Origin of the sequence: Mesorhizobium koreense (assembly GCF_031656215.1) — a bacterium.
Lineage (GTDB): Bacteria > Pseudomonadota > Alphaproteobacteria > Rhizobiales > Rhizobiaceae > Mesorhizobium_L > Mesorhizobium_L koreense.
Window position 1 is genome coordinate 2476995 of record NZ_CP134228.1, and the last position, 12963, is coordinate 2489957.

Genomic DNA, 12963 nt, shown 5'->3' on the forward strand with positions numbered 1-12963 from the left:
AGTCATCGCGCCACCCGTTTTCCCTGGCCGGGTTTTTCCCGTATTCCATTGCTGCTAGGTTGCGCCGCATCAGGGAGCCTCAATGCAGCGATTCGATACCGCCCGCGACGCCGCGCTGACCCTTCGCCCGGATCGGTCGGTCTATTGCTTCCGGCCGGAGGTGCTGAAGGCCGACGCGCGGCGCTTTACCGGCCTGTTTCCCGGCAAGACGGCCTATGCGGTCAAGACCAATGGCGAGGCGATGGTGCTCAAGGCCGTTTCCGAAGCCGGCATATCCGCCTTCGACGTGGCGTCACCGGCGGAATTCGCGGCCGTGCGCGCCGTCGCGCCCAACGCGGAGATGTTCTACATGCATCCGGTCAAGGCGCAGTCGGACATAAGGCTGGCGCTGGAGGCGTTCGGCATCCGCGTGATCGCGCTCGACCATGAGGACGAGATCGTCAAGCTGACGCGTGTGGTTAAGGCGCTCGACATCGACCCCGGCGTGGTCACCGTATTCGTGCGGCTGCACACCAAGGGCCACGCGGCATATGAGCTCTCCAAGAAATTCGGCGCCGGCCCGGCGCATGCGGTCGAATTGCTCCAGCGCCTCCATCGCAGCGGCTACCGCGTCGGCATCTGCTTCCATGTCGGCAGCCAGATCGAGGATCCCGATACCTACGAGCGGGCGCTCGCCTCGGCCGACTGGGTGCGCAATCGCGCCGGCGTTCCGCTCGCCGCGCTCGATGTAGGCGGCGGGTTTCCCGCCGAATACGGGCACGACCCGAACCGCAAGGCGCCCCGGATGCCGTCGCTCGAAGGGATCATGTCGCGGCTGAGGAGTGACCTCACCGAATACCAGTTCGACGATTTGCCGCTGGTCGCAGAGCCCGGGCGCGTCATTGTCGCGCGCGCGTTTTCGCTGATCGTGAGGGTGCTGCTTCGCAAGGGCAGGCGGCTCTACATCAATGACGGCATCTGGTCCTCGCTTTCCGATAGCTGGACCGGCCGGATCACGCTGCCGGCACGCTTCATTCCGGATCCGGCAATCCGCACACGCAACGGAGACGTCGGCAAGATCGCGGCGTTCCGGGTCTGCGGCGGCACCTGCGATTCGGTCGATATCCTGTCCCGACCGTTCTGGCTTCCAGAGACGGTCGATACCGGCGACTGGATCGAGATCGGCCATATCGGCGCCTATTCGATGGCGCTGCGCACCCATTTCAACGGCTTCTATCCGGATACGTTCGTGGAGGTGGCGACACCCTTCGAGGAAGGCGGAGCGCCCGACAGCTTCGCCAGCCTGGAAACCATGGCCGACTGAGGAAGCCGGCCGGCCGTTCGGGCCAACACGGCAAATTTACTGCTCCAGACAGCGGGCGCGCGGAACTTCAGGCGATCACGAATCGTTACGGTCTTTAACGACTGATAGAGGGGTGTCCGGTCGTTGAAAGGAGTTGACTATGTCATACAATTCAGCACCCGCATCATATCTCTGGCCCAACTGGCTGACACTGATCCTTGCCGTCTGGCTGTTCGTCTCGCCCTGGATCCTCGGATTCAGCGGGACACCCGACCCCGCATGGAACGCCTGGATCGTCGGCGTGATCGTGGCGGTGGTTTCGGTCGTCGCGCTGGCGCAGGTGGCGCAGTGGGAAGACTGGGTCAACGTGGTCCTCGGCATCTGGCTGTTCATCTCGCCCTGGATCCTGCACTTCAGCGGCATGCAGCACGCCGCCATGAATGCCTGGATCGTCGGCATCCTGTTCTTCCTGATCGGGATCTGGGGGGTGGTCGCCGTCAGGCAGGTGGAAGCGATGCATCTGCAGCACTAGGACGATTGTGCGTGGTTCGAGGCTCGCTTCACTCGCACCTCACCATGAGGAACTCAGGCGTAAACCGCCCTCATCCCGAGGTGTGAGCGAAGCGAGCCTTGAAGGATCAGAGTGCCGCGAGCAGCCTGGCGGTCGGCCAACCGTCGACCGGAAGGCCGAGTTCCTGCTGCATCGCGCGCACGGCTGCGCGCGTGCCCGACCCCAGGATGCCGTCGATCTTGCCGACATCGTGTCCTTTGGCATCGAGCTTCGTCTGCAACTGGCGCATATCCTCCGGTGACAGGCCCGGTTCAGGGTCGCGCTTGTCGTAAGCGGGCGCGCCGGCGAAGCGGGTCGCCAGATGCGCTGCCGTCAGCGTGTAGATGAAGGACTGGTTCCACTTCAGATAGACGTCGTAATTGTCGAAGACGAGGAAGGCCGGACCCTTGCGCCCCATCGGCAGCACGAGGCTTGCCGGGCTTTTGGTCTGGTCGAGCGCGCCGCCGCCACGATCCGTCACACCCCAGGCCGCCCACTGGCTGATCGGAAGGCGCGTTTCGCGGCCGGTCTTTTCCCAGGGCATCTGCTCGGGAACGCGCACTTCCTCCATCCAGGGTTCGCCGGCCTTCCAGCCGAGCGATTGCAGGAAATGTGCGGTAGTCATGATCACGTCGGGAGCACTGGTGCGCAAATCGACGCGGCTGTCGCCGTCGCCGTCCACGCCCTGCGCGAGATAGTCCTTCGGCAGCATCTGTGTCTGGCCGATCTCGCCGGCCCATGCGCCGCGTACATCGGCGGGCACGGTGCCGTTGTCGATGAGCTTCAGGAGCGCGATCAGTTGCGGGCGGAAGAGATCGGGACGGCGGCAATCATGCGCCAGCGTCGCCAGCGCGTCGAGCGTGGAGAAATCGCCCTGCACGGCGCCGAAATCGGTCTCCAGCGCCCAGAAGGCGGTGACGACCGGGCCGGGAACACCGAACTCTTGTTCCGCGCGCTGGAACACGTCGGCATATTTCTTCAAATTGATCTCGCCGTGCTTCAGCCGGTAAGCCGATTCCATGCGGCTGGAGAATTCGATGAAGGTCTGCGTGAAGACGCCCTGCGCGCGGTCGCTGGCGATGACGTTCATATTGACCTCGGCCTTGTCGAGGGCGGCGAGCCCACGCTCGCCAACTCCTTCGGAGGCCGCCTGCTTCTCCACCGCCGCTTTCCAGGCATCGAAATCGCCGCCGCATTGTTGTTGGGCGTGGGCCGTCGCCGGCAGCAGCGCGAGCGCCAGCAGAAGCGGATAAAATCTCACGTCGGAAACTCCCTCATGTGGTATTCGCGGTCAGCCATTTGCGCCAGTCGCCCGTATCGCCGTTGAACGTATTTAGATCGGCATCGCCCTTTATGCCGGGCACGATGCCGGTGCCGGTGTATTGCCAGAAAGTCCAGGGCAGGCCACGATATTTGTCGTCCGGATGGCCGGCCACCGAGCGCAGCCAGAACGGATAGCCCCGGATCCTCGCCAAATCATTATCCTCGAAGAAATCGATAGTCGTGTAGATGATCGGCTTCTTGCCGTAATGTCTGGTAACGGCGTCGAGAAAGACCCTCATCTCGGCGCGTACCGTCTCGGGATCAGGGCGGAGCTTGCAGGTGGGAGAGGCCGGGTTCCATTCCATGTCGAGAACGGGCGGCAGGGAGGATCGTTCCTTGGGCACGTGGTTGATGTACCAGGCGGCCTGTTCGATCGCGGGCCGGCAGAAATAGTAGAAATGATAGGCGCCGCGTGGAATGCCGGCGCGCCGCGCGCCGCGCCAGTTCTCGTCGAAACGCTCGTCGACGCGGTCGCCGCCCTCCGTGGCCTTGATGAAGGCGAAGGCGAGGCCCTCGCTCTTCAACTTCGGCCAATCGACCGCGTTCTGATATTTCGCGACGTCGGTGCCGTGGACGGCGTAGCTCCACGGGGTACGCGATTTCCACTGATGCGGGTCGCGGTCGCGGAAGCGCGGTCCCGGCCCGGCGATTTCGCCGAAATCATAGGAGATCGACGTACAGGCGGCGAGCACCAGCAACAGGGACAGGACCGCGAGACGGCGCATCGCTTCTCCAGGCGCTTCGGGGATCGCTGACGCTCTCATACCGCGGTGCCGGTAAGCGATCCGATAACGGGCGGCGGGCCGCAGGACGAAAGCGGTTGATTTATGCCCTTGGCCGCCCGACAGTCGAGAAAGACGAACCGGGCCGGCAAGTCAATGGTCCGTTGGGGACCAATCGAGGGTAAGCAGGGACAGGGTTTACGTGCGAGCGCTGACCAGGATCGTGAAGTGGCTCGCCGGGCTAGTCGCGCTCACCGTCGTTGCGGCGGCCGTTTGGCTCGCGGCGTTCCCGCCTGATCTCCTGCGCGTCGGTGCCGGCTATGCAGCGAAGATCGTCTGTTCGAACGTGTTCATTGCCGGCCGCGATCCGGAAGAAGTGCTGGCGGTGGATGTCCAGGCGCCCGGCAATCCGCTGCTCAAATTCTTCGATGTCGAAGTCGATAGGAAGGCCGGGACCGTGAAGGCTTCCTTCCTTGGCGCCTTCGCCGCCAACGAGGCCGTCGCCCGGCCGGGGCTCGGCTGCGCGCTTGTGCCGGACGGCGACATCGCCGCGGCAAGGAAGTTCACGACCACGGAACCACCGCAACCCAAGGTTTCCGCCGATCTCTGGCCGGACGGCGAGCGGGTCGAGCCGTCGCAGGATCCGGTTATCGCGAAGCTGCTCGATGACGCCGGCCTCATCGGGCCCGGCATGCGGGCGGTGGTCGTGGTGAAGGACGGCCGCATCATCGGCGAGCGCTATGGCGAAGGCTTCGCGGCCGATACGCCGCTCATCGGCTGGTCGATGTCGAAGACCGTCAATGTCGCTATCCTTGGAACGGTCCTCGGCGCCGGCAAGCTTTCGCTCGACCGGAAGAACCTTTTCCCGGAATGGGCCGGCGACGAACGCAGGAACATTTCGGTCGCCGAACTGATGGCGATGGAGAGCGGCCTTGCCTTCAACGAGGATTACGGCACCGTCTCCGACGTCACCCGCATGCTCTATCTCGAGCCGGACATGGCGAAATTCGCCGCCTCCAAGCCGCTGGTAGCGGCGATCGGCACGAAATTCAGCTATTCGACCGGCACCAGCGTCATGCTGGCGCGGTTGTGGCAGAACGCCGTCGGCGACGAGGCCGCCTCGCTCGCCTATCCGCGTAAGGCGCTGTTCGAGCCGCTCGGCATGCAAAGCGCAGTCCTCGAGGCCGACGAGAGCGGCACGCTGACCGGCGCGTCCTACCTCTACGCGACGGCGCATGACTGGGCGCGGTTCGGCCAGTTCCTGTTGCAGGACGGCGTGTGGAACGGCAAGCGCATCCTGCCCGAGGGCTTCGTCACCATGATGCACGAGCCGGCCGCGGCCCCGAACGGTGTCTACGGCAAGGGCGAAGTGTGGCTGGAAGGGCCCGAAGACAAGAAGGGCGATGGTGTTGCCAGAGGCGTGCCGGAAGGAACCTACTGGCTCCAAGGTCATGACGGGCAGACGGTCGCCATCGTCCCTTCGAAGCGGATGGTGGTGGTGAGGATGGGGCTGACGCCGGCCTGGCTCGATTACCGGCCGCAGAAGCTTGTCGCAGCGCTGGCGAAGGCGGTGGAGTAGGACTTTGATTTGCCGTGCCGTGCGTCCTTCGAGGCTCGCTCCGCTCGCACCTCAGGATGAGGGAGGTCGGTGCCCCCTTTCCGGCGCTAAATTCCGAGAGACTTCAGGGTGCGGTACGTTGATCGCAACGCCTCAGACTTAAAATGCCGTCACAGACCTCCCTCATCCTGAGGTGCGAGCGGAGCGAGCCTCGAAGGACGCACTGAAACATTTATAGCCATAGGGAATTCCTGCCTACGCCTTCCCGAATCCTCCCGATGTCGGCGTGGTGACGATAACCGCCTCGCCGGCTTCGAGAACGGTCTGGTCGCAGGCCTTCAGCGTCTCGACCGTGCCGTCGAGGCGGCGCACCTCGGTCTTGCCGGCCTCGCCGTGGCCGCCGCCCTCTATGCCTTCTGGCGGGCGGTTGCGGTGCGATGAGAGGATGGCGCATTCCATCTTTTCGAGGAAGCGGACGGTGCGGCGCGTGCCGTCGCCCGCGTGCCACTTGCCCTTGCCGCCGGAGCCCTCGCGGATATGGAAATCCTCGAGCAACACGGGAAAGCGCAGTTCCAGGATTTCCGGGTCGGTCAGGCGCGAGTTGGTCATATGGGTGTGGACCCCCGACGTGCCGTTGAAGCCGTGCCCGTCATTCATGCGGCCGGCCGGCGAGCCCGAGCAGATCGTCTCGTAATACTGATATTTTTCATTGCCGTAGGTGAGGTTGTTCATGGTGCCTTGCGCATTCGCCAGCGCACCCATGGCGCCGAACATCGCATTGGTGACGTGCTGCGAGGTCTCGACATTGCCGGCCACGACGGCCGCCGGGTAGGCGGGACGCAGCATGCAGCCATCGGGGATGATGATATTGATCGGCCTCAGGCATCCCGCATTCATCGGGATCGAGCCTTCCACCATGACGCGGAAGGCGTAGAGAACCGCCGCCCGCGCCACCGGTTCCGGCGCGTTGAAATTGTTCTTCATCACCGGCGAGGTGCCGGTGAAATCGACAGTTGCCTCCCGCTTCTCGCGATCGACCGTTATCTTCACCTTGATCACCTGGCCGGTATCGGTCGCATATTCGTATTCGGAACTGTCCGGCAGACGCTCCAGCACGCGGCGCACGCTCTCGGCCGCATTGTCCTGCACGTGGCCCATATAGGCTTCCACCACGTCGAGCCCGAAATGCACGACCATTTTCCGGAGTTCGGCCACGCCCTTTTCGTTGGCGGCGATCTGCGCCTTGAGATCGGCGATGTTCTGGACCGGGTTGCGGGCAGGGTAGGGGTGGTTCGTGAGAAGGTCGTGTAACTCCTTCTCACGGAAGCGGCCGCGTTCGACGAGCCGGAAATTGTCGATCAGCACCCCTTCCTCGTCCACCGTGGTGGCAAGTGGCGTCATCGAGCCCGGCGCCGTGCCGCCGACATCGGCGTGGTGTCCGCGCGAGGCGGTATAGAACAGGATTTCCTTCCCGGCCGCATCGAAGACCGGCGTCACCACCGTGATGTCGGGAAGATGCGTGCCGCCGTTATACGGCGCGTTCAGCGCGAAGACGTCGCCGGGATGGATGTCGCCTTCGTTCAGCCGGATGATGGCCTCGACCGAGCGATCCATCGAGCCGAGATGCACCGGCATATGCGGCGCGTTCGCCACCAGAGCACCGTCGCGATCGAACACCGCGCAGGAGAAATCGAGCCGCTCCTTGATGTTGACGGAATAGGCGGTGTTCTGCAGCGTCACGCCCATCTGCTCGGCGATCGACATGAAGAGGTTGTTGAAGACCTCCAGCATCACCGGGTCCGCTTCGGTGCCGAGCGCCGCCTGCCGCCGCTTCTTCTCGATCCGGCGCAGAAGCACGTGATCCTTTGTTGTGATCTCCGCCTGCCAGCCGGGCTCGACGACGATCGTCTGGTGGCCCTCGATGATGAGCGCCGGGCCGGTGACGTGATTGCCGGCGGAAAGGTCGGCGCGGCGGAAGATGCCGGCCTCGCGGTTCCCGCCTTCGGTGAAGAGGGCGCGTTTCTCGACCGGTTTCGGTTCCGCGCCGACACTCGGTTGGTCGCTCTCGTCGCGGCCGTGCTCGCGGCTATCGGTTCCTTCGACGCCGACAGCCTCGACCACCATCGGCTTGTCGTCGTAGATGAAGCCGAACTGTGCCTTGTGCGCCGTCTCGAAGGCTTTTTTCGCCTCCGTGATCGAACCGTGATCGAAGCCGACGGGTAGCGAACTGTCGGTGCCGTCGTAGCGGATGTGCAGGACGGCATGCTCCGCCACGTCCGTCTTCTCGATGCCCTGGCCGTCGAGTTCGGCAAGTACCTGGCTGCCGAGATCGGCGATCATTTCCCGAATGGCTGGAAGCGAGGCGTCCGCAAGCGGCTTCAGGAGCGCCTGTTGGCGCGAGGCCGACACGACGGCGAGCCCGATGCCGTAGGCGGAAAGCAGGCCGGAGAAGGGATGGATCAACACCGTCTCCATGCCGAGCGCATCGGCCACGAGGCAGGCGTGCTGGCCGCCCGCGCCGCCGAAGCAGTTCAGGAGATAGCGCGTCACGTCGTAGCCGCGCTGCACCGAGATCTTCTTGATGGCGTTGGCCATGTTCTCGACGGCGATGGTGATGAAGCCTTCGGCCACGGATTCCGGCGAGCGGCCGTCGCCGATCTCTTCGGCCAGCTTGCGGAACTTTTCCTCCACGATCTTCCTGTCGAGAGGCTGGTCCTGGTTCGGGCCGAAGATCGAGGGGAAGAAGTCGGGTTGCAGCTTTCCGAGCATCAGGTTCGCGTCGGTGACGGCCAGCGGTCCGCCGCGACGGTAACAGGCGGGACCGGGATTGGCGCCTGCCGAATCCGGGCCGGCCTGGAAGCGTCCGTCCTCGTAATGCAGTATCGAGCCGCCGCCGGCGGCAACCGTGTGGATGCGCATCATCGGCGCGCGCACGCGCACGCCGGCGACCTCAGTATCGAAGGCGCGCTCGTATTCGCCGTCATAATGGGCGACGTCGGTCGAGGTGCCGCCCATGTCGAAGCCGATCACCTGGTCGAAGCCGGCGAGCCTTGCCGTCTCGACCATGCCGACAACGCCGCCGGCCGGGCCGGACAGAAGAGCGTCCTTGCCCTGGAACATATCGGCGGCGGTGAGCCCGCCCGACGACATCATGAACATCAGTCTCGGGCTCACGGCCGCACCGCCCTTCGGGCTGGCCTCCGCTGGGGCGGCCTGACCGGCCGACGTCCGGTTGGACTTGCGGCCTTCGGCCGATACTTTGCCTACGCCCAGTTCCTCCGCCACACGCTGCACATATCTCGACAGGATCGGTGAGAGATAGGCGTCGACAACGGTGGTGTCGCCGCGGCCGACCAGCTTGATCAGCGGCGATGTCTTATGGCTGACCGAAATCTGCGTGAAGCCGACCTCCTTGCACAGAAGCTCGGCCTCGACCTCATGGTCGGCGAATTTCCAGGCATGCATGAAGACGATCGCCACTGCATCGATACCGTCGCGCTTTGCGGCTTCGATGGCCGCGCGGGCGCTTTTGAGATCGAGGGCCTTTTCGACCGTTCCATCGGCACGCACGCGCTCGTCGATCTCGATGACGCGCTCGTAGAGCTGTTCGGGAAGGATGATCTCCTTGGCGAAGATGTCGGGCCGAGCCTGATAGGCGATCCGGAGCGCGTCGCGGAAGCCACGCGTGATGAGAAGCGCGACGCGGTCGCCCTTACGCTCCAGAAGCGCGTTGGTTGCAACCGTCGTGCCCATCTTGATGTCGCGGATCTGGTCCGAGGGGATCGATTCGCCTGCCGCGACGCCGAGCAGGTCGCGGATACCCTGGATGGCGGCGTCGCGATAGGCTTCCGGATTTTCGGAAAGCAGCTTGCGCGGATGCAGCCCGCCTTCGGGATCGCGGCCGATCACGTCGGTGAAGGTGCCGCCCCGATCGATCCAGAAATCCCAGCGTCCGCCCATTTATCCGCTCCGCTCGACACTATTCGATCCGGTCTCTAAAGCCGAAATCTCTCGCGGGCAATGTCGAAGTCGGTTGCGGGCGCTTGCGCGCGGCGAAGCTGTAACAGGCGGTAACCCAATGTGACGAAACGAAAATAAGGTGCAGCCATTATCCTGCTGACGCTCGGGGGTGACCGGGCGAGCTTCGAAAGGAGAAGGACAATGAAAAAGATCATTCTTGCGTCCGTTTCGGCGATCGCTTTGCTGGGCCTTGCGGCATGCAACGACAATGGTGGTACGGACAACCAGACGACGCAGAGCACTACCCCGCCTGCGACGACTGCTCCGGCCGCTCCGTCGACCGACAACACCATGAAGCCGGCCCCGACGACGCCTCAGGCGGCTCCGTCCGACAATTCCGGCACGACCACGACGGCGCCTTCGACCGATACGTCGAAGCCCGCGCAATAAGTGCCGATGCATGACTATGGAAAAGGCCGGTTCGCCGGCCTTTTTCTTTGCATGGAAATTGGGGAAAAGAGCCAGGGAACCGCCCCGGGCCTGCGGATGCCGCGCGCGAATCAGCCATAGCCCCGCGGGCGCTGTTTCCATCCGCTTCAACTCGTTCTAGAACGCGCCAATGTCGATCTGGACTCGCATAGGCGATATTGTTTCGCGCGTTTCGGGAACCGCTCTCTCCAATGCGCTGGAGGCGGTGCGCACGCTCTTTGCCGGCGATCCGGAATTGAGACGCCGCGTGGCGTTTTCGGTCGCCATGATCGCGCTTTCGGCGAAGATGGCCAAGGCCGACGGCATCGTCACCCAGAACGAGATTCGCGCTTTCCGGCAGATTTTCCTGGTGCCGGAGAACGAGGCGCGGAATGTCGCCCGTCTCTACGACATCGCCAAGCAGGATATCGCCGGCTACGAGGTCTATGCCGAGCGGCTGGCAGGCATGTGCGGGTCGGGCCATCCGAATTGTGCCATGCTCGAGGACATCCTCGACGGGCTTTTCCACATCGCCAAGGCGGACGGCATGGTGCATGAACGGGAAGTCGCTTTCCTGCGCCGTATCTCCGAGATTTTCGAGATCAGCCCGGATCATTTCGAGAGCATCCTCGCGCGCCATGCCGATATAGGGGAGGCGGATCCTTACAAGGTGCTGGGTGTCGGGCGCGACGCGAGTTTCGAGGAAATCCGCAAGCATTACCGCCTGCTTGTCCGCGAAAACCACCCAGACCGCGCGATTGCGCGGGGCCTGCCGGAAGAGTTCGTCGCGATCGCCTCGACACGCGTCGCCGCGCTTAACGCCGCCTACGAGGTGATCGAGAAGGGGCGTCGTCGTCGATGAGCGGCTTCCTGCCGGACCATGGCGGCGCGGAGGTGCGGATTTCGCCGAATTTCGGCCCCCGCCGCGACGGCAAGCGCGCGGATGCGATCATCCTGCATTATACCGGCATGGAAACCGGCGAGGCGGCGGAAGCGTGGCTGTGCAATCCCGAAAGCGAGGTCTCGTCGCATTATCTCGTACATGAGGACGGGCGCATCGTGCAGATGGTGCGCGAGATCGACCGGGCATGGCATGCAGGCGCCAGTTCCTGGCACGGCGAAACCGACATGAATTCACGCTCGGTCGGCATCGAGATCGTCAATAGCGGCCATTTTCTCGGGTACGAGGACTTCGGAGACCGTCAGATCGAGGCTGTCATCGATCTTTGCCAGGGCATCTCGCTCCGCCATCGCGTGCCGCCCGAGAGGGTACTGGCGCATTCCGATATCGCGCCGGCGCGCAAAGCCGATCCGGGCGAAAAATTCCCGTGGCGCCGCCTTGCCGCATCGGGCATCGGCCATTTCGTCGCGCCTGCGCCGATCCGTGAAGGGGAAGCCCTCGCGCAGGGCAGCGCCGGCCAAGCCGTCGAAAACCTTCAGTCGATGCTGGCGCTCTACGGTTACGGCGTGGATATCAGCGGTACGTTCGATGACGGGACCTGGCAGGCGGTGACGGCGTTCCAGCGTCATTTCCGGCCGGCGCTCGTGGACGGCATCGCGGACGAATCGACGGTGGAAACCTTGCGGGCGCTTCTCGCCAAACTGGTTAAGAACGTCGCCTAAGTACCGTTAGGTAAGCTGCTTTTTTGTAACCAGCCGTCACTCAATGTGATTCGCGGCGCCATTTTTGCCGCCCATTCCGCCATCACACACCGTCCCCGTAAGCACCGGGTCCGTCTGTGCGACCCGGAATAACAACAACCACGCGCCGGATTTCCACAGCCGGCCAGCCACAGATCAGGACGAAATGACACGATCGATCGCAATCGCGGTGGCGCTTGCCGCCGCCATGACGAGTTTTGCCGCCCACGCCCATGAAGCTCCCAGAGACGGCGGAAGGATCATGGCGGAGGCATTGGCGGCCGCGCAGAAGAAAGAACCCGCGGCGGCAAAGGCCGGGACCCACAAGGCCACGAAAAAGACCGCTTCGCGCGTCGTGCGTCGAGAGCGGCGCGTGGCGCATGCGTCAAAGTCCGGCCATGCGGCGAAGATCGACCGTACTACGACCGCCTCGATAAAGAAAAAGGAGTCTACGCCGCGCCAGGCGATGGAGGACCGTTCCGCCCAGCCTTCCGTTCGTTCCACCCACGCCTATGGCGGCATCATCGACCGCTACGCGGCGGCGTACGGCGTTGCGCCATCGCTGGCGCGGGCGGTGATCGAGGTGGAAAGCGGCTACAATGCACACAAGACCGGCCTTGCCGGCGAGGTGGGGCTCATGCAGATCAAACCTTCGACGGCTCGGATGCTCGGCTATTCCGGCAGCGTCAAGCAACTCTACAGTCCCGAAACGAATATCAAGTGGGGCATGAAATATCTCGGCATGGCCCAGGACGTCGGCAATGGCACGACCTGCGGAACGCTGCTCAAGTACAATGCCGGCCATGCAGCCAAACGCATGAACCCCATATCGGCCGCCTATTGCGGGCGCGTGGAAGCGGCGCTCGGCGACGCAGCGACGTAATTCGAGGCCCGCTGACGGACGAAGGAGAGCCTGCCTCCGCAAGAGCGGGATTGAACTTTTCGTGGCGAACGTCTTTATACGCCCTGCCAGTCGGCTGGGCGGCCGCGCGGATAAATGCCGAAAGGCTGTTCGCGAGGAAAGTCCGGGCTCCACGGAAACACGGTGCCGGCTAACAGCCGGCGGGGGAAACCCCAGGGAAAGTGCCACAGAAAGCAGACCACCCCGCCTATATATCGGCCTCTTTGTGATGGCCTGTCCGATATGAACGGGCCGATATATTGGCGGGGTAAGGGTGAAAGGGTGGGGTAAGAGCCCACCGCGCGCCTGGTAACAGGGGCGGCACGGCAAACCCCACCGGGAGCAAGACCGAATAGGGATGGCGCGAAGGGCAACCTTCAGGGTCGTTTCCGGCCCAGCCGTCCGGGTTGGTCGCGTGAGGCGGATGGCGACATCCGTCCCAGATGAATGGCCGCCACGTTCCGCTGCCGAGAGGCTGCGGGGCCATACAGAACCCGGCTTACAGGCCGGCTGGCAATTTCTTTCCTCCTGTTCTGGTGACGTCTGGAGCATTACCTA

10 protein-coding genes and 1 other RNA gene are annotated in these 12963 nt (G+C 63.8%); 8 read left to right on the forward strand and 3 right to left on the reverse strand.

The genetic code is table 11. The annotated features are described in order from the left end of the window. Positions 1 to 82: 82 nt before the first annotated feature. A complete protein-coding gene (locus RBH77_RS11755) occupies positions 83 to 1303 on the forward strand; it encodes an alanine racemase (protein ID WP_311032362.1) in 1221 nt (406 codons plus the stop codon). A gap of 139 nt (positions 1304 to 1442) precedes the next feature. Beyond that, positions 1443 to 1814 carry an SPW repeat protein gene (locus RBH77_RS11760; RefSeq protein WP_311032363.1) on the forward strand — a complete coding sequence of 124 codons (372 nt, stop codon included), beginning with the start codon at positions 1443 to 1445 and terminating at the stop codon, positions 1812 to 1814. Between the two features lie 106 nt (positions 1815 to 1920). On the opposite strand, the gene RBH77_RS11765 is transcribed toward RBH77_RS11760, so the two are convergent. Beyond that, entirely contained in the window at positions 1921 to 3093 is a 1173-nt protein-coding gene (locus RBH77_RS11765) for a lytic murein transglycosylase (RefSeq protein WP_311032365.1), read from the reverse strand. 13 nt (positions 3094 to 3106) lie between these two features. After that, complete coding sequence (locus RBH77_RS11770) at positions 3107 to 3880, reverse strand: glycoside hydrolase family 25 protein (RefSeq protein WP_311032366.1); 774 nt, start codon at positions 3878 to 3880, stop codon at positions 3107 to 3109. Between the two features lie 199 nt (positions 3881 to 4079). Between RBH77_RS11770 and RBH77_RS11775 the strand changes: the two genes are divergently transcribed. Then, the gene (locus RBH77_RS11775; protein WP_311032367.1) at positions 4080 to 5456 is read left to right on the forward strand and encodes a serine hydrolase domain-containing protein; all 1377 of its coding nucleotides are present in this window, start codon (positions 4080 to 4082) and stop codon (positions 5454 to 5456) included. A 234-nt stretch (positions 5457 to 5690) separates the two neighbouring features. Here the strand turns inward: RBH77_RS11775 and RBH77_RS11780 are convergent, their stop codons facing one another. Then, on the reverse strand, positions 5691 to 9395 hold the full coding sequence (locus RBH77_RS11780) for a hydantoinase B/oxoprolinase family protein (RefSeq protein ID WP_311032368.1): 3705 nt from the start codon (positions 9393 to 9395) through the stop codon (positions 5691 to 5693). A gap of 201 nt (positions 9396 to 9596) precedes the next feature. Here RBH77_RS11780 and RBH77_RS11785 point away from each other — a divergent pair, with 201 nt between their 5' ends. From RBH77_RS11785 to rnpB, 5 genes are all read left to right on the forward strand, one after another. Continuing rightward, positions 9597 to 9845, forward strand: a complete 249-nt coding sequence (locus RBH77_RS11785) for a hypothetical protein (protein ID WP_311032369.1) — start codon at positions 9597 to 9599, stop codon at positions 9843 to 9845. A gap of 169 nt (positions 9846 to 10014) precedes the next feature. Continuing rightward, positions 10015 to 10725 carry a TerB family tellurite resistance protein gene (locus RBH77_RS11790; protein WP_311032370.1) on the forward strand — a complete coding sequence of 237 codons (711 nt, stop codon included), beginning with the start codon at positions 10015 to 10017 and terminating at the stop codon, positions 10723 to 10725. Further along, a complete protein-coding gene (locus RBH77_RS11795; protein WP_311032371.1) occupies positions 10722 to 11486 on the forward strand; it encodes an N-acetylmuramoyl-L-alanine amidase in 765 nt (254 codons plus the stop codon). Before RBH77_RS11790 ends, RBH77_RS11795 begins: the two co-directional genes overlap by 4 nt. A gap of 184 nt (positions 11487 to 11670) precedes the next feature. Beyond that, entirely contained in the window at positions 11671 to 12387 is a 717-nt protein-coding gene (locus RBH77_RS11800; protein ID WP_311032372.1) for a lytic transglycosylase domain-containing protein, read from the forward strand. Between the two features lie 86 nt (positions 12388 to 12473). Beyond that, positions 12474 to 12923: RNase P RNA component class A (gene rnpB / locus RBH77_RS11805), an RNA gene on the forward strand. Positions 12924 to 12963 lie beyond the last annotated feature (40 nt).